The organism is Microbacterium oleivorans, assembly GCF_001691565.1.
GTDB lineage: Bacteria > Actinomycetota > Actinomycetes > Actinomycetales > Microbacteriaceae > Microbacterium > Microbacterium oleivorans_B.
Window position 1 is genome coordinate 1043516 of the sequence record NZ_MAYO01000003.1, and the last position, 26696, is coordinate 1070211.

A 26696-nucleotide genomic window follows, 5' to 3' on the forward strand; every position below is an offset into this window, starting at 1 on the left:
GACGGTCACCAGATGGTGACGCGCTTGTCCTCGTCGAGCCAGAGCTCGTCCGCCGTGGTCACGTCGAACGCGGCGTAGAACTCGTCGATGTTCCGGACGATCTGGTTGCAGCGGAACTCGTTCGGCGAGTGCGGGTCGATCGTCAGCAGGCGGATCGTCTCGGCATCCCGTCCCTTCTGCTGCCAGATCTGACCCCAGCTGAGCAGCAGACGCTGGATGCCGGTGAGTCCGTCGATGACGGGACCGTCGGCATCCGTCGAGCCGGTCGTCTCCAGGTGCAGCCGATACGCCTTGATCGCGATGCCGAGGCCGCCGAGGTCGCCGATGTTCTCGCCGATCGTCAGCGCACCGTTGACGGTGTGACCCTCGGACAGGCCCTGCGGGACGAGTGCGTTGTACTGCTCGATGAGCGTCTTCGTGCGTTCGGTGAAGGCCGCGCGGTCCTCGTCGGTCCACCAGTCGTTCAGCGCGCCGGTGCCGTCGAACGCACTCCCCTGATCGTCGAAGCCGTGGCCGATCTCGTGGCCGATGACTGCGCCGATGCCGCCGTAGTTCGCGGCCGGGTCGCGCTCCATGTCGAAGAACGGGTGCTGCAGGATCGCGGCGGGGAATACGATCTCGTTCATGAGCGGGTTGTAGTACGCGTTGACCGTCTGCGGCGTCATGAACCACTCGTCGCGGTCGATGGGGGCGCCGAGCTTCGCGATCTGCTCGTCGTGCTGCCACGCGTTCGAGCGGCGGACGTTGCCGATGAGGTCGGCGGCATCGATCTCGAGCGCCGAGTAGTCCTTCCACTTCACGGGGTAGCCGACCTTGGGGGTGAAGGCCTCGAGCTTCTCGAGCGCGCGCTCGCGCGTGGCGGGCGTCATCCACTCGAGCGACGAGATCGACTGCCGGTACGCCTCGATGAGGTTGTCGACGAGGACGTCCATCTCCTCCTTCGCGCGGGGCGGGAAGTGGCGCTCGACGTAGACCTTGCCGACCGCCTCGCCGAGCGCCGCCTCGACGAGCGAGACGCCCCGCTTCCAGCGCTCGCGGTTGACGGGGACGCCGGTCATCTCGGTGCCGTAGAACGCGAAGTTCGCGTCGACGAAAGCCTGCGACAGGAACGGCGCGGAGGTGCGGATGACCTGCAGGCGCAGCCAGGCCTTCCAGTCCTCGAGCCGATCCTCGACCAGCAGCGTCCCGAGACCCTCGAAGAAGCTCGGCTGGTTGACGTCGACCTCCTCGATGATGCCCGCCTTGCCGGGGGCGACGGCATCGCGCCACGGGGCGAGGTCGACGCCGGTGAGCTGCACCGCGGCATCCCACGACATCAGGTTGTAGGTCGCGACGGCGTCGCGGCTGCGGACGTTGTCCCAGTGGTGGGACGCGATCTCGGTCTCGAGCGCGACGACGCGATCGGCCTGCGCCTCGGCGTCGTCGACTCCGGCGAGCGTGAACACCTTGGCGACGTACGCGCGGAACGCGGTGCGCGTCTTCTCGAAGTTGTCGAGGCGGTAGTAGCTCTCGTCGGGGAGCGACAGCCCACCCTGCACGAGGAACATCACGTAGCGCTCCGGGTTGCCCGGGTCGGGCTCGATGTACGTGCCGAAGACACCCGAAACGCCCTCTCGCTCCAGCGACCCGGCGGTGCTCAGGAAGCTCGGGATGCCGGTGACCCGGTCGACGAGCGCGAGCTGGGGCGCGATGGCGTCGGCGCGACGCTCCTCGATCGCGTCGGTGTCCATGAAGCTCGCGTAGAGGTCGCCGATCTTGCGGGTCTCGGTGCCCGGTTCGGCATCCGTCGACTCCTCGATGATCGTCTTGACGTCGCGCTCGGCCTGCTCAGCGATGAGGTGGAACGACCCCCACCGCGCCTTGTCCTCGGGGATCTCGGTGCGCTCGAGCCACGAGCCGTTGACGTAGCGGAACAGGTCGTCCTGCGGCCGGACGTCGGAGCTCAACTCGTCGAGCTGGATGCCGGAGGGAAGGGTGTTCTCGGTCATGCGTCCCACCCTATGGGCGCACTCGGACGGCCCGGCTCACTTCCGCGTGGTCGAGCACTCCTCGGGGCCCGGCTCACCCGCGAACCGGGCGGTCGTCCACTCGATGAGCTCGTCGAGCAAGGGCGACGGACGCTCCACGACCGCCGCATGCTCGTACCCGTCGTAGATGCGGTAGTCGACGACCTGCCCGGCCGCGCACATCCGCTTCGTGAAGGCGGTCTGGGTCGCGACGGGGATCACGCTGTCCGCCCCGCCGTGCGCGAGCAGGACCGGCGCGTTCTGCCGGAGCGGTGCCGCGTTCTCGCGCAGGTGCACGCCGAGGGTGCCGGATGCCGGGGGCTGCGAGAACAGCCGCGGATCGCCGCTCATGCCGAGCGAGGCGGCGACCGAGACGACGATCGACGGATCGGACAGACACCGTTCCGACATCTGCCGGAGGACGGTGTCGGCGCCCGGTCGCACGTACTCGTCGTACGACACGTCGTCATAGATGGATGAGAACGCCGCGAAGGCGTACGAGGCGAAGATGCTGCCGCCGGTCACGCTCGCGATGTTCTGCACGAGTGCGGGCGGATCGCTCGCCGGCGCGAGCGCCGCGACGCCCTGCACGTACAGCTCCGGTGCATACTCGCGCGCCATCGAGCCCGCCCAGAGCGCGGCAGCACCGCCCTGCGAGTGCCCCCAGATGACCGTGCGGGTGCCGAGGTCGGCATCCTGCAGCTCCCGCGCGGCGCGCACCGCGTCGAGCGACGCCGTCGCGCTGGGCGGGCCGATCAGGTACGGATGCGGCCCCTCGGTGCCGAGGCCGATGTAGTCCGTCGCGACGACCGCCCACCCCTGCCGGATGATCGTCGGCAGGATGTACAGCGCGCCCGACCAGAGTCCGCGCGGCTGCAGCGAGGGGGCGCAGCTCTCGGAGAACCCCGTCGTGCCGTGGTTCCAGTCGACGATCGGCCACTGCCCGTCGCCCTCCTTCGGCACGACGACCACGCCGCTCGCGACGCGCACCTCGCCCTTCACACCCGTGGTCGTGTAGAGGATCCGCCATGCGGTCGCTGAGACGGGGATGCCGGCGGTGAACGGCTCCGCACGGATCAGGCGCCCCGGTTGCCCCGGCATGTCACGGGGCGCGGCGTAGAAGTCGTCGACGACGGTCGAGCCTTCACGCAGCGGCACCGTCACGAGCGCGGTCGTCACGGCAAGCGCGACCGATACGAGCGCGGTCACGGTGCGGCCCCATCGGCGGAAGCGGCGGGGCCGGTGGAGGCGCTCGGCCTCGGTGTCACGGCGGCGACGCAGCCGCGTCCAGAGGTCGGTGACCCCGCTCATGATGAGACGGGCCCCGAACACCACGGCAACGACCAGCAGGGTGATGTCGGGCCAGAACAGCGCGAGGACGCCGAAGATCACGCCCGAGATCGAGAAGGCGGCATCCGCGATGCGGGCATCGAGCGTGCGACCCTTCGCGAACACGGCGACGAGTCCCGCGGCGCCCGCGGCGAACAGCAAGACGCCGACGAGCGTCGCGACGACCCGGACCGTCAGGCCGGGGGTGAGGAGCACGATGAGCCCGCCGACCACCCACGCACCGCCGGTGATCGTGCGCCAGCGGGGGCGGGCTCCTTCGCCGTCGCGTCCGGTGAGCTCGAGCACGCCAGTGAGGACCATGCCGCCGCCGATCAGCCAGGCGAGCACGCCGAGCGCCGTGGTCGGGCGGATGACGATGACGACCCCGAGGACCACGGCGGCCACCGCCACCACGATGCGGACCCACTCGGGCAGGCGCGCGTAGAAGCGCCCGAGCGCGAGTCGCTGCAGCAGCCGCATCCGGTCCCTCCTCCGTCGTCGGCGTGAATCCTCCACGCTAACCGGCGGGACGGATGAGCCGCCTCTCCTCGACAGCGGGTGACGACCCGTGCAAGGGGGTCGGACGGCAGGGGGCTACAGTGAGCGCCATGGGACGGGCCGGGACGATGCGTGCGAGCGTGCGCGACGTCGCCGCCCGAGCCGGAGTGTCGACGCAGACCGTCTCGCGCGTGCTCAACGACAGCCCGAACCTGCGACCCGAGACCCGCGCCCGCGTCGAGGCGGCGATCGCAGAGCTCGGCTACCGCGTCAACAACGCCGCGCGCTCCCTGGGCACCTCGACGACGCGCACCGTCGGCGTCATCGCCTCCGATGCGACGCTCTGGGGCCCCGGCGCCGGCATCGCCGCGCTCGACGCCGCGGCGCGTGCGGCGGACCGCTGGCTGGCGACGGCCTACGCGGATGCCGCAGACCCGGCATCCGTCACCGATGCCGCCCAGCGACTGCTCGCCCAGGGCGTCGATGCGCTGATCGTCGTCGCGGCGCACACCGCGACGCTCCCCGCCCTGCAGGAGGTCGCGGGACGGGTCCCGCTCGCCGCCCTGCACACCGGCGAGGGCGCCCAGCGGCAGCACACGGGCGCCGCCCTCGCGATCGATCACCTGGTCGCGCTGGGCCACCGCCGGATCGCTCGGCTCGCCGGACCGGCCGACTGGCTGGAGGCCACGGCCCGCGACGAGGGTGCGGATGCCGCGCTGGCGGCCGCCGGCATCCGTCCCGCGGCCGTATGGCGCGGGGACTGGAGCGCGGCGGCGGGCGCCACGGCGGCACGCGAGGTGGCGCGGGCGGTGCGCGGTGCCGACGGGCCGACGGCGGTCGCGGCGGCGAACGACCAGATGGCGCTCGGGCTCATCGCGGGACTCGTCGCCGAGGGGCTGCGCGTTCCCGACGACCTCTCGGTCACCGGCTTCGACGACAACGCGGATGCCGCGTTCTACACGCCCGCGCTCACGACGGTGCGCGTGGACACGGCCGGCGAGGCGCGGCGCGTCGTCGCCGAGGCACTGGGCCTTCCGGCCGCTGGAGCTGCGGCCGAACCGGTGCTGGTCGCCCGCGCGTCGAGCTCCCCGCCGCGCGGCTGACCGGGAGCGGGACCGGGGCGCGGTAGCAGCGCCCGGCGGCAACAACCGCGGACATCCGGCGCCCGGCGGCCCGCATCGCGGCCATCCGGCGCAGCCGCGCGCGGTTTCTCCGCGGTTCGTGCCGGGCGCGGCGGCCACCACCGGCATCCGGCTGTGGTGGATACCGGATGTTACCGATAACATCGACGGCATGACCGATCTCGATGAGGCGATCGCGAGCGTCCGCGCGGACGTCGCCGCCCTGCACGCCGAACTCGTCCGCTACGGCCTCGTCGTCTGGACCGGCGGCAACGTCTCGGGCCGCGTCCGCGTGGGCGAAGACCGCAGCGCCGACCTGTTCGTCATCAAGCCGTCGGGCGTCTCCTACGACGACCTCGCGCCCGAGAACATGATCCTCTGCGACCTCGACGGCAACGTCGTTCCCGGCAGTGCCGGAAGCGACCGGTCGCCCTCGAGCGACACCGCGGCGCACGCCTACGTCTACCGGAACATGCCCGAGGTCGGCGGTGTCGTGCACACCCACTCCCCGTACGCCGTCGCCTGGGCCGCGCGCGGCGAGGAGATCCCCTGCGTCATCACCGGCATGGCCGACGAGTTCGGCGGGCCGATCCCCGTCGGACCGTTCGCGATCATCGGCGACGACTCGATCGGCCGCGGCATCGTCGAGACGCTGAGCGGCCACCGCTCCCGCGCCGTCCTCATGCAGAACCACGGTCCGTTCACGATCGGCGTCAGCGCGAAGGATGCCGTCAAGGCCGCCGTCATGTGCGAGGACGCCGCCCGCACGGTGCACTTCGCGCGCCAGGGCGGTGAGCTCATCCCGATCCCGCAGGACAAGATCGACGCGCTCTACAACCGCTACCAGAACGTGTACGGCCAGAGCACGGACGCCCGCCGATGAGCGCCGCCTCCGTCATCGCCGGCGGCGGCGCCGCCCTGGGCATCGAGCTCGGCTCGACCCGCATCAAGGCGTGCCTCGTCGACGCGAGCGACCCGACCACCGTCCTCGCCGTCGGCAGCCACGAGTGGGAGAACGCCTTCGAGAACGGTGTCTGGACCTACGCCGAGGACGCGATCTGGTCGGGCCTGCAGGCGGCGTACGCCGACCTGATCGCCGGCGTCCGCCGCCAGGGCGCCGAGCTGACCGACCTCGCCGGCATCGGTGTCTCGGCGATGATGCACGGCTACCTCGCCTTCGACGCCGACGGCACCCTGCTCGTACCGTTCCGCACCTGGCGGAACACCTCGACGGGAGCGGCTGCTGCGGAGCTGACCGACCTGCTGGGCGTCAACATCCCGCTCCGGTGGTCGATCGCCCACCTGCACCAGGCCGTGCTCGACGACGAGGCGCACGTTGCGTCGATCGCGACCATCAACACCCTCGCCGGCTGGGTGCACGAGAAGCTCACCGGCCGCTTCGCCTTGGGCGTCGGCGACGCGTCGGGCATGTTCCCCATCGGCACCGACGGGCAGTATGACCGCGACCGCATCGCCGCCTACGATACGCACGCCGCCGGGTTCCTCGCCGGCCGCAGCCTCCCGGACCTGCTGCCCGAGGTGCTCCCCGCGGGAGCGGATGCCGGGACTCTCACCGCCGCCGGCGCCGCCCTCCTCGACCCGACCGGCACGCTCCGGCCCGGCGCGGTCGCCGCGCCCGCCGAGGGCGACGCAGGCACCGGCATGGTCGCCACGAACGCGGTCTCGCCGCGCACGGGCAACGTCAGCGCAGGGACGAGCATTTTCGCGATGGTCGTCCTCGAACGCCCCCTCGAGCGCGTCCACACTGAGATCGACCTCGTCACGACTCCCGCGGGAGACCCCGTCGCGATGGTCCACTGCAACAACGGTGCGAGCGAGCTGGCGTCGTTCGCCGGACTGTTCGCGCGGTTCGCCGCGGCATCCGGTCGGTCCCTCTCGACGGATGCCGTCTACGAGACGCTCCTGCGCGAAGCGCTCGAGGGCGCAGCGGATGCCGGTGGGGTCCTCGCGTACAACCATCTGAGCGGCGAGCCGATCGCCGGACTCGACGAGGGCCGCCCGCTCGTGGTGCGCACCCCCGACGCGGACTTCTCGCTCGCGAACGTCATGCGCGCGCAGGTCTACGGCGTCTTCGCGACGCTCGCGATCGGCATGCAGACGCTCGCCGACGAGGGCGTCGCGCTCGACGCGATGTTCGCGCACGGCGGGGTGTTCCGCACCGCCGGCGTCGCGCAGCGCTTCCTCGCCGGCGCACTCGATGCACCCGTCACCGTCGGTGACACCGCGGCCGAGGGCGGCGCGTGGGGCATGGCCGTGCTCGCGTCGTTCGCCGTCGCTCGTCGGTCCGCTCCGGGGACGCAGGATGCCGCCGGCGCGGTGTCCGGGCGACCGGATGCGTCCCGGCAACTGACCGCCTACCTCACCGACCACGTGTTCGCCGGCGCAGCCTCGGCCACCGTCGACCCCGACCCGGCCGACGTCGCCGGGTTCGCCGACTACCTCGCGCGCTACCGCGACGGCCTGGCCGTCGAGGGCGCCGCCGTCACCGCTCTGCCGCTGCGCGGCATCCGCTCATCGAACGAAGGAACAGCATGACCCTCTCCACCAGCCTCGAGCAGTACACCGTCTGGTTCGTCACCGGCAGCCAGAACCTCTACGGCGAGGAGACGCTGCGGCAGGTCGCCGAGCAGTCGCAGGCCGTCGCGGCGGGCCTCGCCGGCCTTCCCGTCACGGTCGAGTGGAAGCCGGTCCTGAAGGACTCCGACTCGATCAAGCGGCTCGCCCTCGACGCGAACGCGGACGACTCGGTCATCGGCGTCATCGCGTGGATGCACACCTTCAGCCCCGCGAAGATGTGGATCTCGGGGCTCGACGCGCTCCGCAAGCCGCTGCTGCACCTGCACACGCAGGCGAATGTCGAGCTGCCGTGGAACGACATCGACTTCGACTTCATGAACCTCAACCAGGCCGCCCACGGCGACCGCGAGTTCGGATACATCCAGACGCGCCTGGGCGTCTCGCGCAAGACCGTCGTCGGCCACGTCTCGAACCCCGTCGTCGTGCAGCAGATCGAGGACTGGGAGCGCGCGGCCGCGGGTTGGCAGGCGGTCAAGACCCTGAAGCTCGCCCGCTTCGGCGACAACATGCGCTACGTCGCCGTCACCGAGGGAGACAAGACCGAGGCCGAGCTGCAGTTCGGCGTCCAGGTCAACACGTGGGGTGTGAACGAGTTGGCGGATGCCGTGGCCCAGGCATCCGAGGCGCAGATCGACGCCCTCGTCGAGGAGTACGTCGCCTCGTACGACGTGGCCGACGAGCTGCTGCCGGGCGCGGAGCGGCACCAGTCGCTCCGCGACGGCGCGGCGATCGAGATCGGGCTGCGCTCGTTCCTCGAGGCCGGCGGCTTCGGCGCGTTCACGACGTCGTTCGAGGACCTCGGCGCGCTGACGCAGCTGCCCGGACTCGCGGTGCAGCGCCTCATGGCCGAGGGTTACGGTTTCGGCGCCGAAGGCGACTGGAAGACGGCGATCCTCGTGCGCGTCGCGAACGTCATGGGCTCGGGCCTGCCCGGCGGGGCGAGCCTCATGGAGGACTACACCTACGACCTCGTGCCCGGCAACGAGCGGATCCTCGGCGCGCACATGCTCGAGGTGTCGCCGTCGCTCACGACCTCGAAGCCGCGCCTCGAGGTGCACGAGCTCGGCATCGGCGGCAAGGCCGATCCCGTGCGGCTGGTCTTCACGGCGGATGCCGGTCCCGCCCTCGTCGTCGCGATGAGCGACATGCGCGACCGGTTCCGTCTCGTCGCGAACGTCGTCGAGAACGTCGACGCCCCCGACCTCCCGAAGCTCCCGGTCGGCCGCGCCGTGTGGAAGCCGTCGCCCGACTTCGCGACCTCGGCATCCTGCTGGCTCGCGGCCGGCGCCGCGCACCACACCGTCATGACGACGGCCGTGGGGATCGAGGTGTTCCGCGACTTCGCCGACATCGCCGGAACCGAGCTGCTCGTCATCGACGAGGACACGACGGTGCGCGGGTTCCAGAAGGAGCTCCGCTGGAACCAGGCCTACTACCGCCTCGCACGCGGGCTGTAAGACGCACGCAAGAACGCCCCGGTGCCGTTGTGGCGCCGGGGCGTTTCGCGTGTGCCGGGCCACCGGGGCTCGGATTCGGATGATGCGCTCGGTTTCGGACCGGCTTCCCCGTTCTCATCCGAACCCGGCGAAGATCTCCGAATCCGGCGACGGAATGGACCTGTGGATGCCGGGCGAACTCAGTGCCCGCCGTGGCCGTGGCCGGGCATGAAGACCTCGTTCACCGAGGCACCGGGAGCGTCGCTGCCGATGGGGGTTGCGGCCAGTGCCGGCGTCACGAGGCCCGCGAGCAGGAAGGCGCCGACGATCAGACCGCCGATGCTCGTGCGCGCCGCGGTCCGCGCCACCGGCCGGCTGCGGCGTCCGCGGCCGAGGCGTCGCAACGCGATCGCCGACACGACGCCGACGGCCAGGGACAGGGCGGCCGACACGACCACGGGGTAGAAGCTCACCTGCGCCGGGCCGACGAGCATCAGCCCGACGAGCAGGACGATCCCGGCCAGTGCGACGGCGACACCGGCGCGCGGAGTCGCGAGCCGACCCTTCGCCAGCGTCAGGACACCCCAGGTGAGCGTCGCCGCACCGCCGGTGGCGAGCAGGATGCCGATGCCGCGGTCGGCGGCATCGGCACCCTTCACGATCGCGCCCGCGCCCAGTCCGAGCTGCAGCAGCCCTGCTCCCCATGCGGCGAGAGCCGGCCAGGAGCGGACCAGGACGGACGGCGACATCAGACGGCCGCGCGGGTGGAGACCTGCTTGTCGGCGGCGATGCCGACACCGAGCAGCACGATCGCGCTCGCGAGGTGCAGGAAGTGGTCGGCCGTGTTCAGGGCGAGGATGTTCGCGGCGCTGCCGACGATGAAGAAGCCGACGATGCCGAGGAGCAGGTAGGCCGCGCCGACGACGATGTTCACGCCCTTGGCGGCGCGGACATTCGACAGACCGCCGATGAGCAGCGCCGCACCGATCAGCAGGTGCGCGATGTTGTGCAGCGGGTTCACCATGAAGATGCCGAGCAGGAGCCCGCCCTCGTCTGCCAGGAAGTCGACACCCCCTGTCACGGTGAAGCCGAGCAGACCGACGAGGATGTACACGGCGCCGAAGATGACGGCGACGAGGCGGTTGGGTGAGCTGGTCATGTGAGTGTCCCTCCATTGGTGCGACGGATGCCGCGGGCCGTGCGTTCAGGTGCTACACAGCATTCGGTGCGAGACCGGGAACGGATTGCGTCCCGGTCGTCGTCGCGACTGTAGGGATGCGCCTGCGCCTCCGCGCAGGGCTTGTGACGCTTCCGGGCCCCTGCTATGGAACCGCTACCGTGCTCGTCCGGTCGCACCGACGCGCAGCGGCGAGCCGCGTCGAGCAGGCCGCCGGCGTGGGCGATCCATTCGGCGCGCGACCACTCCCCGACGGGCGCCGACGTCCTCGGTCAGCCGTGCCGGCTCGCGAGGGTCCGGCCGGCGTCCCGCAGCCAGCGTTCCGGATCGGCCATCGACGCCCCGGCGCTGCCGGCCAGCTCGGTCGTCGAGACGGCGTGCACGAACCCCGACGTGTCGGCATCCGCTCCGATACGGCCGGCGACGACCGCCACCGGCACCGACTGCGATGCCGCGACCGCGCGGACGAAGGCGGGCACCTTTCCCGCCGCGGACTGACCGTCGTACGATCCTTCGCCGGTGATGACGAGGGATGCCGCGGCCACCGCGCCGGCGAGGTCCACGAGCTCGGCGACCCGGCCGGCGCCCGGCACGAGGTCCGCACCCCAGGCGGCGAGCGCGAAGCCCGTACCGCCCGCGGCGCCCGCACCGGGGAGCGACGGATCGGCGCCCGTGGCGTGACGGGCGATGCAGGCGGCGTACCGCTCGAGCACGCCGTCGACCAGCTCGACGTCGGCGGCGGTGAGACCCTTCTGCGGCCCGAACACCGCCGCCGCACCGGAGGGTCCGGTGAGCGGATTCGTGACGTCGCTGAGGACCGTCACCCCGCCCGCGGGCATCGGACGCACGTGCGTGAGGTCGATCGCCGAGACAGCGGCGAGTCCGCGCGCACCCGCGGGCACGTCCCGCCCGTCGGCGTCGACCATGCGCGCACCGAGCGCACGCAGCATCCCGCTGCCGCCGTCGGTCGAGGCCGACGAACCGATGCCGAGGACGAGTCGGGTGACACCGGCGTCGAGCGCCGCCGCGATCGCCTGCCCGAATCCCGTCGTATCGGCATCCCACGGCAGTCGGTCCTCGCCGAGGAGTTCGATGCCGCTCGTCGAGGCGAGTTCCACGACGCCCGTGCCGTCCGGCAGGAGAAGCCACGACGCGTCGACGGCGGTGCCGCGGGGCCCGCGGACCCGCACCGGCTGCCGCTCGGCACCGGGGACGGCGGCGGCGAAGGCGTCGAGCGTGCCCTCTCCCCCGTCCGCCATCGGCCGCAGGACGAGGTCCGCTGCGGGGTCCACCTCGCGCCACCCGGCCGCGACGGCTGCCGATGCGGCGGCAGCGGCGACCGAGCCCTTGAAGCTGTCGAGCGCGACGACGATGGTCATGCGCGCGGCGGGGTGCTCTCGCGCAGCAGCACATCGAGTTTCAGGTCGTCGGGGTGCGGCTCCCACTCGGCGTCCGTCGCCGCGCGGAAGGCCTGGTACCCGACCTCCTCGAGCGGGACGCGGACGGTCGTGAGGGCCGGGGTCACGTCGCGGCTGGTGGGGATGTCGTCGAACCCTGCGAGCGCGATGTCCGCGCCCGCCACCCGTCCGGCGGCACGGATCGCCGTCAGCGCGCCGATCGCGACGACGTCGCTGATGCCGAAGACGACGGTGCCGGTCTCGACGCCGTCTTCGAGTGCGCGCGTCATCGCCTCGTAGCCGGCCTCGCGGGTGAACCCGCGACGGTAGATGCGCGGCTGCGTCCCGCCGGCGCCGACGAACCCGGCGGTGAAGCCGTCGACACGGGAGTCGCTCGTCGCGGTCCCCTCTTCCGCCGCGAGGACGACGGCGTCACGGTACCCGCGCTCGACGAGCGATCGGCCGAGCGCCTCGGCGCCGCTGCGGTTGTCGAGGACCAGCGAGCGCACACTGCCTGCGCCAGGTCCGAGCGCGACCACTTGGCCGCCCATCGCGCCGAGCAGGTCGAGCTCGCGGGTCAGGTCGGGATCGGGCCCCGACGACGTGCGGGACGCGGCGAGGATCAGCCCGCGCGGCCGCTGACCGCGCAGAGCCCGGACGAGTCGCACCTCACGTTCTACGTCGCGCTCGGTGATCGCGACCGTCACGACGAGACCGGCCTCATCGGCGCCGCGGGCGACACCCGAGGCGATGAGCCCGAAGTACGGGTCCGCGATGTCGGCGACGAGCAGCGCGATGATCGCCGACGTTCCGCGGGCGGTCGCCTGCGCCGACAGGTTGGCGGTGTACCCGAGGCGGGCAGCGGCTTCCTGGACCCGCTCCCGGTACGAGTCCGCGACCTTCCGCGTCGATCCGTTCAGAGCGCGCGACGCGGTGGCGAGCGACACGCCCGCCTCGCGCGCGACATCGTCGAGGGTGACCGCGCCCGTGGGTGCGACTCGACGCAGGGTGCGGTCCGTCATGGTGCGCAGTCTACGGGCGGGGGTGCGAGCGGCACGGGAGGAACGTCATCGAGCGCCGAGGAAGGGCGACACGGATGCCGCGAACCCCTCGACCGTCCGTCGCACCGCCTCGAGCGGCTCGGTGGCCCACACGTCGGCGTTGAAGATCTCGACCTCGACGTCGCCCGCGTAGCCGGTGTCGGCGACCGCACGGGTGAGCCCCGCCAGGTCGATCACGCCGTCGCCCGGGTAGTGGCGGCCGAGGAGGACGTCGGCGGGGAGCGGCGTCTTCCAATCGCACACCTGGTACGTGGCGATGCGTCCTTCGCGGCCGGCGCGCTCGATCGAGTCGAGAACGTCCGGGTCCCAGAAGATGTGGAAGGTGTCGACGGCGACACCCACGACGGACGGGTCGAAGCCCGACGCCAGGTCGAGCGCCTGCCCGAGAGTGGAGACGACGCACCGGTCGGTGGCGTACATCGGGTGCAGCGGCTCGATGGCGAGGGTGACCCCGGCCTCGGCGGCGTGCGGAGCGAGCTCGCCCAGGGCGTCGCGCACCCGCTCACGGGCTCCGACCAGGTCGCGCGAGCCTTCGGGGAGCCCGCCGGCGACGAGCACGAGCACGGCCTCCGAACCGGGCGCTCCGGCGGCGGCGAGCGTCGCCGCCTCATCGATGGCGACGAGGTTGTCGTCGATCGAGGCGCGTCGCGCCGGTCCCTCGGGCATGGTGAAGAAGCCGGACCGGCAGTGCGTCGAGAACCGCAGACCCGAATCGGCCAGCATCGAGGCGGCCGTCGCGAGACCGACCTCCTGCACGGGCTCCCGCCACAGGCCGATGGACTGCACGCCCGCCTCGGCCGTCACGCGGAGCGCGGTCGCGAGGTCTGCGTGCTTGATCGTGCCCTGGTTGATCGACAGGCGCGGGTCGACGGCGCTCACGCGTCGAGACCGTTCATTCGCAGCATCCCGTTCCACCGCTCCGCGGCGAGCTCGGGGCGCTCGAAGGCCTTCGCCTCGTTCGCGAGCTCGACGATCCGGGACAGGTGCGGCAGGCTGCGCGCGGAGTGCAGCCCGCCCACCATCTGGAAGGCGGGCTGGTGCCCGTTGAGCCAGGCGAGGAACGCGACGCCCGTCTTGTAGTAGAACGTCGGCGCGGCGAACACCTGGCGCGACAGTGCCTCGGTCGGGGCGAGCACCTCCAGGTAGCGCGCCGGGTCGCCGGCGTCGAGCGCCTGGATAGCCGCGGAGGCGACCGGCGTCAGCGCGGCGAAAGCACCGAGCAGCGCGTCGGAGTGCTGACGAGCGGATGCCGGGTCCCGCGTCGGCTGCGGAGCGTCGGGCACATCCGCACCGCCGATGAGGCCGACGTAGTTGAAGTCGTCACCCGTGAACATGCGGACGGACTCCGGCAGGCGCTCGCGCACGGACACCTCGGAGGCCGCGTCGAGCAGGCTCATCTTGACGCCCGCGACCTTGTCGACGTTCGCCTCGATGACATCGAGCAGCACGGCCGACGCCGTCTGCCAGTCGGCTGCGCCGAAGTACCCCGCGAGCTGCGGGTCGAAGGCGGTACCGAGCCAGTGCAGCACGACCGGCGTCGTCGCCCGCGACAGCACCGCGTCGTAGACGCGCCGGTAGTCGTCGGCGCTTTCGGCGACGCGGGCGAGGTGGCGCGAGGCCATGAGGACGGGACCCGCCCCCTGCTCCTCGGTGAAGTGGAGCTGCTCGAGGTAGGCCGAGATGACCTCGTCGAGCGTGATCCGCTCCTCGTCGATGTGATCGGTGTTCACACCGACGGCGACGGAGCCACCCTCCTCACGGGCGACCTCGGCGGAGCGCGAGATCAGCTCGCGGGTGGCCGCGGCATCCAGTCCCATGTTCCGCTGCGCCGTGTCCATGGCGTCGGCGACGCCGAGACCCCACGAGTAGACGTTGCGGCGGAAGTCGAGGGTGGCATCCCAATCGATGTCGGCCGGCTGACCCGGGGTGTTGTCGGCGTGCGTCTTCGGCACGACGTGGGCGGCCGCGTACGCGACACGGCTGCGCAGCGGCCCCCCGGGGCGGGTGTATCCGGAGGTGTCGACGAGGGGGACGCGGCGGAGTGCGCCGTCCCCCGAGAGCAGGGTGAGGTCGGTCATCGATCAGTCCAGCGACAGCGCGTCGAGCTCGATCTTGCGGCCCTCGCGGCTGGAGCGGAGCCCCGCCTCGGCGAGCTGCACGCCGCGGGCGCCGGCGAGGAGGTCGAACTCGTAGTCCGTTCCCTCGACGTACGAGATGAGGAACTCCTCCCACTGCTGACGGAAACCGTTCATGAAGACGTCGTTCACCGGCACGTTCTGCCAGTCGGCGTCGTAGTCGTGGGTGTCCTCGAGGTCGGGGTTCCACACCGGCTTGGGGGTGGCGTTGCGGGGCTGGATCTTGGCGCCGAAGAGGCCCACCACGGCGGAGCCGTGCGTGCCGTCGACATGGAACTCGACGAGCTCGTCGCGGTTCACGCGGACCGTCCAGGAGGAGTTGATCTGGGCGACGACGCCGCCCTCGAGCTCGAACACACCGTAGGCGGCGTCCTCGGCGGTCGCGGTGTAGTGCTCGCCCTTCTCGTCCCAGCGGTCGGCGATGTGCACGGCGGCCTGGGCGTAGACGGAGTTGACGCCGCCGAAGAGGTTCTCGAGCACGTAGTTCCAGTGCGGGAACATGTCGACGATGATGCCGCCGCCGTCTTCGGCGCGGTAGTTCCACGAGGGACGCTGCGCGGGCTGCCAGTCGCCCTCGAACACCCAGTAGCCGAACTCGCCGCGGACCGACAGGATGCGGCCGAAGAAGCCCGAGTCGATGAGACGCTTCAGCTTCTGGAGGCCCGGCAGGTAGAGCTTGTCGTGGACGACGCCCGTCTTGACGCCGGCCTCGGCGGCGAGCTTCGCGAGCTCGAGAGCCTCTTCGAGCGACTCGGCGGTCGGCTTCTCGGTGTAGATGGTCTTGCCGGCCGCGATCGCCTTGCGCAGTGCTGTGGCGCGGGCCTTCGTCACGAGGAAGTCGGCGTAGATCTCCCAGCGGGGGTCTGCCAGAGCGGCATCCAGATCGGTCGTGTAGTCCTCGACGCCGTGCTTCGCGGCGAGCTCGGCGAGCTTGGCCTCGCTGCGGCCGACGAGCAGCGGCTTGACGGTGACCTTCGACCCGTCGGGCAGCTCGATGCCGCCCTGCTCGCGGATCGCGAGGATCGAACGCACGAGGTGCTGGCGGTAGCCCATGCGGCCCGAGACGCCGTTCATGATGATGCCGATCTCGCGGACGGCGGGGGCGGCGGGAGCAGCCGCGGGAGCGGGTGCGGTGATGGTCGTCTCTGACACGGTGTGGTCCTTGTCTCTTCTCACGTACGGTGCCGGCGCGGTCGTTCGACAGCGACCACGGCAATGGGTAAGCGCTTTCCCCCAGTGTGGCATCGGCCCGGCGATTGCGCAACAACCGCGTGATTCGTGCGAACAGCGCGGTCCGGGCGATCATGGACGAGGCAGTTGTCGCAAAGACGTTACATATCCGACACAGGTAAGCGCTTGCCGTCGCGAGTGTCCCCGGTTACCGTATGAGCACCCCTTGTCATGACATGCCGACAAATGCTCAGCACACCCGCTCATGACTCACCCCGCGCTCATCGAGGAGCGCATGCGAAGGAGAAGCAGTGAAGAGTTCCCGCACCATCCGGTCCGCCGCCGTCATCGCCGCCGCGGTGGGCGCACTCGTCCTCGCCGGCTGCTCGTCATCGCCCGGTGGCGACAGCAAGGACGTCACCCTCGAGTTCGTGCAGTCCGGTGACGCCGCCCAGGGTGGCGGCTACGCCATGCTGGCCAAGAAGTACGAGAAGGAGACCGGCGTCAAGGTCAAGGTCGTCGAGGTTCCGAGCGACGACCTCCGCACGCGCCTCCGCACCGCATCGCAGGCCAACGACCTCCCCGCCCTCGCCGCGGCACCCGACGCCGACCCGGCGTGGACCAGCCGAATGCTGGACCTGACCGACATCGCCGAGGACGCCAAAGTCCTCCCGGCGCTGCGCGTCGAGGACCCCGAGGACGGCAAGGTCAAGGCACTCCCGACGACCCTCACAGGCGTCGGCATGTTCCTGAACAAGACCCTCTGGGACAAGGCCGGCGTCGAGTTCCCGACCTCGCTCGACCAGAAGTGGACCTGGGACGAGTACGTCCAGAAGGCCACCGAGGTCGTCGACAAGACGGATGCCGAGTACGGCGCCGTCATGGACAGCTCGGCGCACCGTCTGCGCGCCTTCATGTTCGAGTTCGGCAGCCAGGGCGTCACCGAGCAGGCTGACGGCACCTGGGCACTGGACGCCGAGGGCGAGAAGGCCCTCGAGTACTTCAAGAAGCTGAACGACGACGGCTTCATGCCGAAGGCCGTTTGGGCTGCCGGCGACGACCCCAGCGCCACCTTCAAGAGCGGCCGCGTCGCCGGGTACATGTCGGGTGTCTGGCAGATCGCCGACTTCCAGGCCAACATCAAGGACTTCGAGTGGGTCTCGGTCCCGCTGCCGCAGCAGCCGGTCCGCTCCACCAACTACGGTGCCGCCTCCTGGATCGTCGCCTACGACGGCACGGGCGTCGAGAAGCAGACCCTCGACTTCGTGAAGTGGATGTACCAGCCGGAGAACTACAAGGAGTACTGCGAGATCTCGGGCTGCCTCCCCGCAGTCGAGGACGTCGACATCACGTACGCGAAGGACGCCTACGCGTTCGACCTGTACAACGGTGAGATCGCCGAGTCCCCCGAGATCGCTGCGCGTCAGACCGTCGACGGGCTGAAGAACAGCTACACCGGTCTCGCGATCGACAGTGAGCCGCTGAAGGACGAGACGATCAAGTACCTCAACGGCGAGCAGACGCTCGAGCAGACCGTGAAGGCCATCGACACGGTCTCCACCGAACAGATGAAGTAACCCCCCAGGGACCACATTCGCATGACTGCAACCATCACGCCGGACGCCTCCGCCCCCACGGCGGGGGCGCCCGGCGCGCCCTCCCTCCGCCGCAAGCGCGCTTTCGGCCGGTACCGGATGGCGCCGTTCCTCTTCACCGTCGTCACCGCCGCCCTGTTCGCACTGTTCTTCCTGTGGCCGGGCGTGCTCGGCCTGTCGTACTCGCTGACGGACTTCCGCGGGTGGGGCGACGCGAACTTCGTCGGACTCGACAACTACGGCAAGCTTCTCGGCGACCCGGACTTCTATTCGGCCCTCGGACGCACCTTCGTCTTCGCACTGTTCTCGGTGCCCCTCAGCTACGCCCTCTCCCTGGGCATGGCCGTCGCCATCAATGCGGCGCACGCCCGCGGCAAGACGGCGGCGCGCATCATCTTCTTCCTCCCGTGGCTCGTCTCGCCGATCGTGACCGGCGTCATCTGGCGCTGGATGTTCGGCGAGAGCTTCGGCTTCGTCAACTTCGTGATCGCCATGTTCGGCGGCGGGCGGGTGCCCTGGTCCTCGAACGCCGACCTGTCGCTGCTCGTCGTGATCCTGGCGTCCTCGTGGGCCGGCGCAGCGTTCAACATGCTGCTGTTCGTCGCCGCCCTCAACAACGTCCCGAAGTCGTACTACGAGGCGGCCGAACTCGACGGCGCGAACGGCTGGCAGCGCTTCCGCAGCATCACGCTGCCGTCCATCGCCCCGACCTCCGTCCTGGTGATCCTGCTGTCGACGCTCGGGCACATGAAGGAGTTCGCACTCGTCCAGTCGCTCAACGGCGGCGGTCCCGGAACGCAGAACCGGCTGATCGTCCAGTACATCTACGAGACCGGCTTCAAGCAGTCCGAGATCGGCTACGCCAGCGCGGCGTCGATGGTCCTCCTGGTGATCCTCATGGTCATCGCGATCATCCAGCTGCGCATCAGCCGGAGGAGCAACAACTCATGGTGACCACCTACGCCATCACCGTCCCCGACGAGAAGAAGCGGGAACGCTTCGAGCGTCGCCGCCGATCGAAGAACCTCCGCCGCCGTGCCGTGCTGCCGACCACCATGCTGTGGGTGCTGGCGCTTCTCATGCTGTTCCCCCTGGCATGGTTCCTGCTGTCGTCGTTCAAGCCCGGCAGCGAACTGTTCAGCTACCCGCTGTCCTTCTTCCCCAAGGAATGGACGCTCGGCGGCTACGAAGCGGCGCTCGAGCGCATCGACTTCGCGCGCTACTTCTTGAACACGGCGATCGTCGCGACGGTCTCGACGGTCCTCACCGTCTTCCTCTGCGCAACGACCGGCTACGCGCTGGCGAAGTACAAGAACCCGTGGCTGAGCGTTCTCGGGCTCTTCATCCTGTCGATGACGATGCTGCCGGGCGAGGTCATCCTCAACCCGATGTTCATCGTCATCCGCGACCTCGGGCTCTACAACCAGCTCGCCGGTGTGATCATCCCCTCGATCGTCACCCCGACCGGTGTGTTCATGTTCCGCCAGTTCTTCATCACGATCCCCGATGAGCTCATGCAGGCGGCGCGCATCGACGGTGCGAGCGAGTACGGCATCTTCTTCCGGATCATGCTGCCGCTGGCCCGTCCGATCGCACTCACGCTGGCGATCATGTCCTTCCAGTGGCGCTGGAACGACTACATCTTCCCGCTCATCATCCTGGGCAACCCCGACCAGTTCACACTCCAGATCGCGTTGCGCGCCCTCGTCGGTGCGGAGAACATCGAGTGGACGATCCTCCTGGCGGCATCCGTGCTGTCGATGATCCCGCTCGTCGCGCTCTACCTCGTGTTCCAGAAGTACGTGACCTCCTCGAACATCAACGCAGGACTCAAGGACTGATGCATTCACGGGACCACCTCGTCCTGGAACGCGTCGACCGCTTCGTCGGGGAGTACCTCGACCGCGCCGTCGTCGCCGACCGCACCCCTCTTCAGGTCTCCGCCTGGCAGGTCCCCGACAGGGGCGACCTGCCGGGCGAGCCCGTGTCGGTGGAACGGATGCGGCAGAGCGCCGCGTTCGCTCCGGTCGACCCCGGCCACCGCTGGGGTCGCGCCTGGGGGACGACGTGGTTCACCGTCGAGGGTGAGGTGCCGCAGGCCTGGGCCGAGCGCGACGGCCGCATCGAGTTGTCGCTCGACCTCGGCTTCTCGCAGGCCAAACCCGGGTTCCAGTGCGAGGGCCTGGTGCGGACGCCGGAGGGCGTCGTGGTGAAGGGCCTCGAGCCGCGGAACCATCACGTCCCCGTGTCGAACGGCCCCGGTGAGCGCGTGTCGTTCACGGTCGAGGCCGCCGCGAACCCCGACCTCTCGGGGGGCGACGACTTCAAGAGCCCTCTCGCCTTCTCGCCCACCCCGCTCGGCGACCCGGCCACCGCCGGAGCCGAGCCCCTGTACCGCCTCGGACGGATGGAGTTGCGCCTCGTCGACGAGACCGTGGAACGCCTCCGCCGCGAGGTCATCGTCCTGGTCGGTCTCGCCCGCGAACTCGTCGACTCCGACCCGCGCCGCGCGCGCATCCTCGACGGACTCGAGCGAGCGCTCTACGCGATCGACCCCGATGCGCCCGCCGAGGGCGCATCGGCCGCCCGCGGCATCCTCGCCCCTCTGCTCGCGGCCCCCGCCGCGGCATCCGCTCACCGCATCATCGCAACGGGCCACGCGCACATCGACTCGGCGTGGCTCTGGCCGAGCCGCGAGACCGTGCGGAAGGTCACCCGCACGTTCGCGAATGTACTCGAGCTCATGGACGCCGACCCCGACGCCGTCTTCGTCAGCTCCGCCGCGCAGCACTTCGAGTGGGTCCGCCGCAGCGACCCCGCCCTCTTCGAGCGCGTGAAGGCGCGCGTCGCCGAGGGCCGCTTCATCCCCGTGGGCAACATGTGGGTGGAATCCGACGTGAACATGCCTTCGGGTGAGTCTCTCGCCCGTCAGCTGTTGACGGGCACGCGGTTCTTCGAGGAGCACTTCGGTGCGCGCAGCGACGTCGGCTGGCTCCCCGACTCGTTCGGCTTCCCCGCCGGCCTCCCCCAGCTGCTGCGGGGCGCAGGACTCGAGTGGTTCTTCACACAGAAGATGTGCTGGAACGATCTCGACACGATGCCTCATCACTCCTTCGTGTGGGAGGGCCTCGACGGCTCCCGCATCTTCACGCACTTCCCGCCGAACAACACCTACAGCGGCGACATGCGGCCGACCGAGCTCGCCCGGAGCGTCCGCAACTTCGCCGACCACGCCGCGAGCACCCGGTCCCTGATGCCCTTCGGGTTCGGCGACGGGGGCGGCGGGCCCACCCGCGAGATGATGGCCGACGCCCGCCTGCAGGCCGACCTCGAGGGCTCCCCCGCGGTCGCCTTCGGCACACCGCGCGAGTTCTTCCTCGAGGCCGCCGCCGAACCCGTCGACCCGCCCGTCTGGTCGGGCGAGATGTACCTGCAGTTCCACCGCGGCATCTTCACCTCGCAGATGCGCACCAAGCGCGGTAACCGCCGCAACGAGGCGCTGCTCGTCGAGGCGGAGCACTGGAGCGCAGCCGCCACGGTGCGACGCGGCATCCCGTACCCCGCGGCCGAGCTCGAGGAACTCTGGCGCGAGGTGCTGCTGCTGCAGTTCCACGACATCCTCCCCGGTAGCGCGATCGCCTGGGTGCACCGCGAGGCCGAGCGCTCTCACGCCGAGACGACGGTGCGCCTGGAGCGGATCATCGCGGATGCCGTCGCCGCCCTCGTCGGCGAGGGGTCGCAGCCCCTGGCGCTCAACCCGGGCACGGCACCCGTCGTCGCGATCCCCGCCGGCGGCGCGGGCCCCGCGCCCATCCCCGCCCCGGTCTCGGCCGAGCGGACCGACGGCGGATTCCGCCTGCGGTCCGACCTGATCGACGTGCGCGTCGGCCCCGACGGCACCCTCCGGAGCGTGGTCGAGCTCGCCACCGGCCGCGACCTCATCCCCGCCGGTCACCGCGGCGGCCTGCTGCAGCTCCACGTCGACGCACCGTCGAAGTGGGACGCGTGGGAGCTCGACGCCTCGTACCGCCTCGCCACGACCGACGTCGACGGCGGCACGGCCGAGCTGGTCGACGCCGTCGTGCACGTCGTGCACCCGCTGCCGAACGGCTCCGTCGAGCAGTGGATCGACATCCACCCCGACGGCGGCGGTGTCCGCATCCGCACGCGCGTCGACTGGCACGAGCGGCACCGTCTGCTCAAGCTCGCCTTCCCCGTCGCGGTGCACGCGCAGGATGCGGCCTACGAGACGCAGTTCGGGCACGTCCGCCGGCCGCTCCACGCGAACACGTCGTGGGATGCCGCACGCTACGAGGTCTGCGCCCACCGCTGGGTGCACGTCGGCGAGCCGGGCACCGGCGCCGCGATCGTCAACGACGGCATGTACGGCCACGACGCGACGCGAACGAGCGACGGGAACGGGACGATCACGACCGTGCGGCAGTCTCTGCTGCGCGCGCCGACGTTCCCCGACCCCGACGCCGACCAGGGCGTGCACGAGTTCACGTCGCTCTTCGCTCCGGCCGAGACGACGACGGATGCCGCCCGCTGGGGCGCGGTCGTCGGCTCGCCGCTGCGCGAGCTCACCGGCGCGGAGACGGTCGCACCGCTCGTGTCGAGCTCGACCGAGGGCATCGTCGTCTCGGCGGTCAAGCTCGCCGCGGACGGCAGCGGCGACCTCATCGTGCGCGTCTTCGAGCAGCGCGGCGCCCGCACCGGCGGCATCCTGCACCTCGACGTGCCCACCTCGTCTCTCGATGTCTGCGACCTCGTGGAGACCGCGGGACGCGGCCGGGCCGAGGCCGCAGCGTTGACCGACGACCGCACCGTCGACCTCGACCTGCGCGCCTTCGAGGTCGTCACCCTGCGCGTCCGCCTGCAGAACCCGGAGCAGTCATGACCCCGTTCGATACCGACACGTTCGTCGCCGATGTGATCGCCGCGGCGGATGCCGAGGCCGCGGCCCTTCTGCTGGCGTCGACCGACGTGTCGCTCGCCCCGCTCGGCCCGCATCGGGAGTCGATGCGGCGCGCGAAGCTCCTGGTCGCGGTCTTCCTGGAGCCGTCATCCGCGTTCGCGGGCGACCCCGCTGTCGTGACCCGCGCCGAGGAGTACGCGGGGATCCTGCACGACCTGCAGTCGCCGACGGGGCTCTTCCTCGGCGGCGACAACGTCGAATCGCCGCCCGACACCGGTTTCACGATCAACGACGTCGGCGACATCCTCGAGCTCGCGCGCCGCTCGGGCGACACCCGCCTTGGCCGCATCGCCGAGGTGCTGGGCGGCATCGCCGATCGCGCCGCCCCCGCCCTGCTCGCGGGGGGTGTGCACACGCCGAACCACCGGTGGGAGCTCACCGCCGCGCTCAGCCGCCTGCACCGGCACCGCCCCGACCCGCGCCTCGAGGCGCGGGCGCGAGAGTGGCTCGCCGAGGGCATCGACATCGACGCCGACGGCCTGTACTCCGAGCGCAGCGCGAATTACGCGGTCTACGTCTCGAACCCCTCTCTCCTGGTCATCGGCGACGTCCTCGGCCTGCCCGAGCTGCACGACGTCGTGGCGCGGAACCTCGAGGCGACCCTCGGCCTCATCCACCCCGACGGCTCCGTCGAGACCGTGCACTCCCGTCGGCAGGACCAGCGCGAGACCCGTTTCCCGCTCGCGCCGTTCGCCCTGCACTACCGCCGACTCGCCCTCGAGACGGGCCGCGATGACTTCGCGTGGGCGGCGCGGGTCGCGGCATCCGCCCCCGTCATCGATCCGCAGACGGCTCTCGCGGACATGCTCCTGCACCCGGCGCTGCGCGAGCCGCTCCCCGCGGGCACGGCACCCGCCGACCGTGTGCGCCTCGTGTGGCCGGTCTCGTGTCTCGCCGTCGACCGCACCCCCGATCGCTCACTCGTCGTGTTCGGCGGGTCGGACTACGCCGTCGCGCGCCGCATCCGCTCCGGCCTCGCGACCAACCCGACCTTCCTCCGCCTGTTCGCCGGTGAGGCGGTGCTCGACTCCGTCCGCATTTCGCGGCACTTCTTCGGTCTCGGCCCGTTCCGCGCCGACGAGATGACCGTCCAGGACGATCGGATCGTGCTCGAGGAGAGGCTCTCCCCCGCCTACTTCGGACCGCTGGATGCCGGGCGTCGCCGCCCGGACGGCGACTATCGCCTCGTCGACGAGGGTCGCTTCTCGGCCGCGATGTCGTTCGACGAGCGTCCGCGCGACGAGGTCCCGCTGCGCACCCGCATCGACGTCGTCCCGACCGACGACGGCGCCCTGCTGACGATCGAGACGGACGGCCCTATCTGCGCGTGGAGCCTCGAGTTCGCCTTCCGCGCGGGCGGCACGTTCGAGGGCGTCGAGGTGCGTGCCGACGGCACCGCCGTGCTCACCGACGGGTCGGCCCGGTACGTCGTCGGCGATGACGCGCTCGAGATCGGCCCCGGGACGGGCTCGTCCGCGCCGGCCGCGTACCTCCCGGGTGAGGACTACGACTACCTGGGCGGCACGGACGCTCTCGGCGGTCCGCGGCTCTACGTGACCGGGACGACACCCGGTAGGGCGACGTTCACCGTCCGCCGCGTTCGCTGACTCAGCGTCGCCGCTCGGGAACCGCGACGACGGCGAGCACCGCACAGCCGAGGGCAGCCGGCAGCAGGGGCGGCAGCATCCACGTCAGGATGACGACGAGCGCAGCCGCCGCGATGTAGAACACGAGTCCTCGCGGGTCGCTCCGCACGATCGCCGGAACGCTGCGCACGGCTGCCCGCCAGCCGGTCCGCGGGTGCCACGCACCCGCCGCGATCAGGAGGCTCACGGCGAGGACTGCCAGACCGGTCCAGCCGACCGCTTCGATGACGACTCCCCCGGGCAGGAAGCCGGATCGCGCGAGATCGATGTCGATCACGAGCACGACGGCGATCACTGCCGCGATGAGCCCGATGACGCTGCCGCCCGCGATCCCGGCGCGCACATCGCTCCAGAACAGGGCGAGCCGCGAGTCTTCCGCGCCGATGTAGCGGGCCAGATGACGGATGCCGGCCGCGAGCGCGACCGGCAGGGTCACCACCAGCGCGCCGACGAGCACGACGAGGAGGCCCACCAGGAGGACCTCGCCGAAGAGCGCGAACTTCGCGGCGGCACCGGGGAAGCGGCCTGGGACACGCTCGTCGAGGACCGGGCCGCTGCCGGAACGGTCGGCGCGCACCGCAGCACGCGCCGCCCGCCGATCCGCTCGCATCGTGGCCATCGTCAGCCCTTGAGACCCTGGGTCGCGACGCCGTCGACGAGGAAGCGCTGGAACACGAGGAAGAACAGCAGCACCGGCACGAGCGCGAGGAACGACGCGGTCACGGTCGCGCCGAAATCGCTCGTCGAGGACTGGTCGTTGTAGAGGCGCAGCGCGATCGGGAGCGGGTAGTTCTCGGGGCTCGTGAGGTACAGGAGCGGTCCGAGGAAGTCGTTCCACGACCAGATGAACGCGAAGATCGCGCAGGTGATCAGCGCCGGCTTCACGAGCGGCAGGATGATCGCCCAGAAGATGCGGACGTGGCCGGCGCCGTCGATGCGCGCCGCCTCGTCCATGTCGCGCGGCATCTGCCGCATGAACTGGACGAGCAGGAACACGAAGAACGCCTCGGTGGCGAGGAACTTCGGCAGGACGAGCGGCCAGAACGTGTCGACGAGGCCCAGATTGTTGAACAGGATGTACTGCGGGATGATCACGACGTGGAACGGCAGCAGCAGCGTGCCGATCATCGCCGCGAACAGGATGCCGAGACCCTTGAACTGGATACGGGCGAACGCGTAGGCGGCCAGGGCGCTCGAGAGCACGGTGCCGACCACGGCGAGGACCGCGAGGATCAGCGAGTTGCCGAAGAACTGCCACAGCGGGACGCCGGCGATGCCGTCGAAGACCTTCAGATAGTTGTCGAAGGTGGGCTGCTGCGGAATGAGCCCCGGGTTCTGACCGAACTCCGAATTCGGCTTCAGCGTCGAGATGCCGAGCCACACGAGCGGGTACAGGACGAGGGCCGTCAGCGCGATCAGCACGACGAGCCAGATGACCGTCTGCCAGGTCTTGCGCTTCACGCGCCGACGGCGGGGCGGAGCGGCGATCGTCTGCTGCGCGGCGAAGACCGGGGTGGATGCCGCGCCCGAGGTCGTGGCGACGTTGGAGGTGCTCATCGGTTGTCTCCGGCGTAGTGCACCCAAGAACGTTGAGTGCGGAAGAGGATGAAGGCGATGATCGCGACGACGATCAGCAGGATCCAGGCAATGGCGGCGGCGTAGCCCATCTGGCCGTCCGTGAAGCCCCGCTTGTAAAGGTAGATCGTGACGAAGTTGGTCATGCCGGCGGGGCCGCCGGAGCCGTTCGAGATGATGTAGGCCGAGGCGAACACCTGGAACGCTCCGATGAGGCCGAGCAGCAGGTTGAAGAAGATGACCGGCGAGAGCATCGGCAGGGTGACCGCACGGAATCGGTGCCACGCGCCGGCGCCGTCCATCTCGGCCGCTTCGTAGAGCTCCTTGGGCACCTGCTTGAGCCCCGCGAGGAAGATCACCATCGTCGCGCCGAACTGCCAGATCGACAGGATGATCATGGCGGGCAGGACGAGGCTCGGGTTCCCGATCCACCCACCAAGGTCGATGCCGAGGGCCGCCAGCGACGAGTCGACGGGACCCTCCGAGCCGAACATCGCGCGCCAGACGATCGCGACCGACACCGATCCGCCGATGAGCGACGGGGCGTAGAACGCGGAGCGGAAGAAGCCGGCGCCCTTGTCGCGGTAGTTGAGCAGCATCGCCACGAGGAGCGCCGCGATCAGGGTGATGGGCGTTCCGACGAAGACGTAGATCAGCGTGATCTGCGCCGACTGGATGAACTGCGGGTCGTTGGTGAACAGACGGATGTAGTTGTCGAGCCCGATCCAGCGGGGCGGGGTGAAGATGTTGTACCGCGTGAACGACAAGTACAGCGAGTAGCCCATCGGGATGATCGTGAGCCCGAAGAAGCCGAGAAGCCACGGGACGAGGAACCCGTAACCCGCGAGCGTCTCTTTTCTCGCGCGCGAGCGCTGGGTCGGGCGGCTGAGGTTCTCGGGCCTCCGCTTGTTCGCGAGTGCGCGACGCCGCTTCTCGCCGGTGACGATGACTCTCGTCGCGGTTGTGCTCACGGG

General features: G+C 70.6%; 21 protein-coding genes. 9 read left to right on the plus strand and 12 right to left on the minus strand.

Translation table 11 applies throughout. From position 1 onward, the window contains the following. Nucleotides 1-5: 5 nt before the first annotated feature. The gene (locus BBA86_RS07825) at nucleotides 6-1988 is read right to left on the minus strand and encodes a M13 family metallopeptidase (RefSeq protein WP_065571049.1); all 1983 of its coding nucleotides are present in this window, start codon (nucleotides 1986-1988) and stop codon (nucleotides 6-8) included. Between the two features lie 36 nt (nucleotides 1989-2024). After that, entirely contained in the window at nucleotides 2025-3815 is a 1791-nt protein-coding gene (locus BBA86_RS07830; RefSeq protein ID WP_065571050.1) for a lipase family protein, read from the minus strand. A gap of 128 nt (nucleotides 3816-3943) precedes the next feature. Here BBA86_RS07830 and BBA86_RS07835 point away from each other — a divergent pair, with 128 nt between their 5' ends. The 4 genes from BBA86_RS07835 to araA all read left to right on the plus strand — a co-directional run bounded on the left by BBA86_RS07835 (nucleotide 3944) and on the right by araA (nucleotide 9009). After that, on the plus strand, nucleotides 3944-4936 hold the full coding sequence (locus BBA86_RS07835; RefSeq protein WP_065571051.1) for a LacI family DNA-binding transcriptional regulator: 993 nt from the start codon (nucleotides 3944-3946) through the stop codon (nucleotides 4934-4936). A 190-nt stretch (nucleotides 4937-5126) separates the two neighbouring features. Further along, complete coding sequence (locus BBA86_RS07840; RefSeq protein WP_065571052.1) at nucleotides 5127-5837, plus strand: L-ribulose-5-phosphate 4-epimerase; 711 nt, start codon at nucleotides 5127-5129, stop codon at nucleotides 5835-5837. Further along, nucleotides 5834-7510 carry a xylulokinase gene (locus BBA86_RS07845; protein ID WP_065571053.1) on the plus strand — a complete coding sequence of 559 codons (1677 nt, stop codon included), beginning with the start codon at nucleotides 5834-5836 and terminating at the stop codon, nucleotides 7508-7510. The genes BBA86_RS07840 and BBA86_RS07845 overlap by 4 nt, the downstream gene beginning before the upstream one ends. Continuing rightward, a complete protein-coding gene (gene araA, locus BBA86_RS07850; RefSeq protein WP_065571054.1) occupies nucleotides 7507-9009 on the plus strand; it encodes an L-arabinose isomerase in 1503 nt (500 codons plus the stop codon). The genes BBA86_RS07845 and araA overlap by 4 nt, the downstream gene beginning before the upstream one ends. Nucleotides 9010-9188: 179 nt before the next feature. Here the strand turns inward: araA and BBA86_RS07855 are convergent, their stop codons facing one another. The 7 genes from BBA86_RS07855 to BBA86_RS07885 form a co-directional block, all read right to left on the minus strand. Further along, nucleotides 9189-9737, minus strand: coding sequence for a hypothetical protein (locus BBA86_RS07855; RefSeq protein WP_065571055.1), 549 nt, complete (start codon nucleotides 9735-9737; stop codon nucleotides 9189-9191). Then, complete coding sequence (locus tag BBA86_RS07860; RefSeq protein WP_065571056.1) at nucleotides 9737-10147, minus strand: DUF4383 domain-containing protein; 411 nt, start codon at nucleotides 10145-10147, stop codon at nucleotides 9737-9739. Before BBA86_RS07860 ends, BBA86_RS07855 begins: the two co-directional genes overlap by 1 nt. 290 nt (nucleotides 10148-10437) lie before the next feature. Further along, nucleotides 10438-11544, minus strand: coding sequence for a glycerate kinase (locus BBA86_RS07865; RefSeq protein ID WP_065571057.1), 1107 nt, complete (start codon nucleotides 11542-11544; stop codon nucleotides 10438-10440). Beyond that, a complete protein-coding gene (locus tag BBA86_RS07870; RefSeq protein WP_065571058.1) occupies nucleotides 11541-12584 on the minus strand; it encodes a LacI family DNA-binding transcriptional regulator in 1044 nt (347 codons plus the stop codon). Before BBA86_RS07870 ends, BBA86_RS07865 begins: the two co-directional genes overlap by 4 nt. A gap of 45 nt (nucleotides 12585-12629) precedes the next feature. After that, the gene (locus BBA86_RS07875) at nucleotides 12630-13502 is read right to left on the minus strand and encodes a sugar phosphate isomerase/epimerase family protein (RefSeq protein ID WP_065571059.1); all 873 of its coding nucleotides are present in this window, start codon (nucleotides 13500-13502) and stop codon (nucleotides 12630-12632) included. Further along, on the minus strand, nucleotides 13499-14701 hold the full coding sequence (locus BBA86_RS07880) for a dihydrodipicolinate synthase family protein (RefSeq protein ID WP_065571060.1): 1203 nt from the start codon (nucleotides 14699-14701) through the stop codon (nucleotides 13499-13501). The genes BBA86_RS07875 and BBA86_RS07880 overlap by 4 nt, the downstream gene beginning before the upstream one ends. Nucleotides 14702-14704: 3 nt before the next feature. After that, nucleotides 14705-15832, minus strand: a complete 1128-nt coding sequence (locus tag BBA86_RS07885) for a Gfo/Idh/MocA family protein (RefSeq protein ID WP_065572220.1) — start codon at nucleotides 15830-15832, stop codon at nucleotides 14705-14707. 407 nt (nucleotides 15833-16239) lie between these two features. Between BBA86_RS07885 and BBA86_RS07890 the strand changes: the two genes are divergently transcribed. The 5 genes from BBA86_RS07890 to BBA86_RS07910 are packed head-to-tail and all read left to right on the plus strand — an operon-like array spanning nucleotide 16240 to nucleotide 24108. Beyond that, nucleotides 16240-17505 carry an ABC transporter substrate-binding protein gene (locus BBA86_RS07890; RefSeq protein WP_065571061.1) on the plus strand — a complete coding sequence of 422 codons (1266 nt, stop codon included), beginning with the start codon at nucleotides 16240-16242 and terminating at the stop codon, nucleotides 17503-17505. Between the two features lie 21 nt (nucleotides 17506-17526). Beyond that, nucleotides 17527-18477 carry a carbohydrate ABC transporter permease gene (locus tag BBA86_RS07895; RefSeq protein WP_141677854.1) on the plus strand — a complete coding sequence of 317 codons (951 nt, stop codon included), beginning with the start codon at nucleotides 17527-17529 and terminating at the stop codon, nucleotides 18475-18477. Beyond that, nucleotides 18471-19364 (plus strand): carbohydrate ABC transporter permease, encoded by an 894-nt coding sequence (locus BBA86_RS07900; RefSeq protein ID WP_065571062.1) that lies wholly within the window; start codon nucleotides 18471-18473, stop codon nucleotides 19362-19364. The genes BBA86_RS07895 and BBA86_RS07900 overlap by 7 nt, the downstream gene beginning before the upstream one ends. Then, a complete protein-coding gene (locus BBA86_RS07905) occupies nucleotides 19364-22423 on the plus strand; it encodes an alpha-mannosidase (protein WP_065571063.1) in 3060 nt (1019 codons plus the stop codon). Before BBA86_RS07900 ends, BBA86_RS07905 begins: the two co-directional genes overlap by 1 nt. Then, nucleotides 22420-24108 carry a hypothetical protein gene (locus BBA86_RS07910; RefSeq protein WP_065571064.1) on the plus strand — a complete coding sequence of 563 codons (1689 nt, stop codon included), beginning with the start codon at nucleotides 22420-22422 and terminating at the stop codon, nucleotides 24106-24108. Before BBA86_RS07905 ends, BBA86_RS07910 begins: the two co-directional genes overlap by 4 nt. Before the next feature lies 1 nt (nucleotide 24109). Here BBA86_RS07910 and BBA86_RS07915 read toward each other — a convergent pair whose 3' ends face one another. Genes BBA86_RS07915 through BBA86_RS07925 form a run of 3 tightly spaced genes read right to left on the minus strand, consistent with a single transcriptional unit; the run spans nucleotide 24110 to nucleotide 26693 of the window. Beyond that, on the minus strand, nucleotides 24110-24766 hold the full coding sequence (locus tag BBA86_RS07915; protein ID WP_065571065.1) for a hypothetical protein: 657 nt from the start codon (nucleotides 24764-24766) through the stop codon (nucleotides 24110-24112). Between the two features lie 2 nt (nucleotides 24767-24768). Further along, complete coding sequence (locus tag BBA86_RS07920) at nucleotides 24769-25704, minus strand: carbohydrate ABC transporter permease (protein WP_065571066.1); 936 nt, start codon at nucleotides 25702-25704, stop codon at nucleotides 24769-24771. Beyond that, nucleotides 25701-26693 (minus strand): carbohydrate ABC transporter permease, encoded by a 993-nt coding sequence (locus tag BBA86_RS07925; RefSeq protein ID WP_065571067.1) that lies wholly within the window; start codon nucleotides 26691-26693, stop codon nucleotides 25701-25703. The genes BBA86_RS07920 and BBA86_RS07925 overlap by 4 nt, the downstream gene beginning before the upstream one ends. Between the last annotated feature and the right edge of the window lie 3 nt (nucleotides 26694-26696).

Excerpts from the sequence above, each read along its gene's own strand:
- BBA86_RS07830 (WP_065571050.1), bottom strand. The coding sequence starts at position 3,815 with ATGCGGCTGCTGCAGCGACTCGCGCTCGGGCGCTTCTACGCGCGCCTG.
- BBA86_RS07865 (WP_065571057.1), bottom strand. The coding sequence starts at position 11,544 with ATGACCATCGTCGTCGCGCTCGACAGCTTCAAGGGCTCGGTCGCCGCT.
- BBA86_RS07845 (WP_065571053.1), top strand. The coding sequence starts at position 5,834 with ATGAGCGCCGCCTCCGTCATCGCCGGCGGCGGCGCCGCCCTGGGCATC.
- BBA86_RS07900 (WP_065571062.1), top strand. The coding sequence starts at position 18,471 with ATGGTGACCACCTACGCCATCACCGTCCCCGACGAGAAGAAGCGGGAA.
- BBA86_RS07860 (WP_065571056.1), bottom strand. The coding sequence starts at position 10,147 with ATGACCAGCTCACCCAACCGCCTCGTCGCCGTCATCTTCGGCGCCGTG.
- BBA86_RS07880 (WP_065571060.1), bottom strand. The coding sequence starts at position 14,701 with ATGACCGACCTCACCCTGCTCTCGGGGGACGGCGCACTCCGCCGCGTC.
- BBA86_RS07905 (WP_065571063.1), top strand. The coding sequence starts at position 19,364 with ATGCATTCACGGGACCACCTCGTCCTGGAACGCGTCGACCGCTTCGTC.
- BBA86_RS07855 (WP_065571055.1), bottom strand. The coding sequence starts at position 9,737 with ATGTCGCCGTCCGTCCTGGTCCGCTCCTGGCCGGCTCTCGCCGCATGG.
- BBA86_RS07840 (WP_065571052.1), top strand. The coding sequence starts at position 5,127 with ATGACCGATCTCGATGAGGCGATCGCGAGCGTCCGCGCGGACGTCGCC.
- BBA86_RS07835 (WP_065571051.1), top strand. The coding sequence starts at position 3,944 with ATGGGACGGGCCGGGACGATGCGTGCGAGCGTGCGCGACGTCGCCGCC.
- BBA86_RS07825 (WP_065571049.1), bottom strand. The coding sequence starts at position 1,988 with ATGACCGAGAACACCCTTCCCTCCGGCATCCAGCTCGACGAGTTGAGC.
- BBA86_RS07885 (WP_065572220.1), bottom strand. The coding sequence starts at position 15,832 with ATGAACGGCGTCTCGGGCCGCATGGGCTACCGCCAGCACCTCGTGCGT.
- BBA86_RS07910 (WP_065571064.1), top strand. The coding sequence starts at position 22,420 with ATGACCCCGTTCGATACCGACACGTTCGTCGCCGATGTGATCGCCGCG.
- BBA86_RS07895 (WP_141677854.1), top strand. The coding sequence starts at position 17,527 with ATGACTGCAACCATCACGCCGGACGCCTCCGCCCCCACGGCGGGGGCG.
- BBA86_RS07915 (WP_065571065.1), bottom strand. The coding sequence starts at position 24,766 with ATGGCCACGATGCGAGCGGATCGGCGGGCGGCGCGTGCTGCGGTGCGC.
- araA (WP_065571054.1), top strand. The coding sequence starts at position 7,507 with ATGACCCTCTCCACCAGCCTCGAGCAGTACACCGTCTGGTTCGTCACC.
- BBA86_RS07920 (WP_065571066.1), bottom strand. The coding sequence starts at position 25,704 with ATGAGCACCTCCAACGTCGCCACGACCTCGGGCGCGGCATCCACCCCG.
- BBA86_RS07870 (WP_065571058.1), bottom strand. The coding sequence starts at position 12,584 with ATGACGGACCGCACCCTGCGTCGAGTCGCACCCACGGGCGCGGTCACC.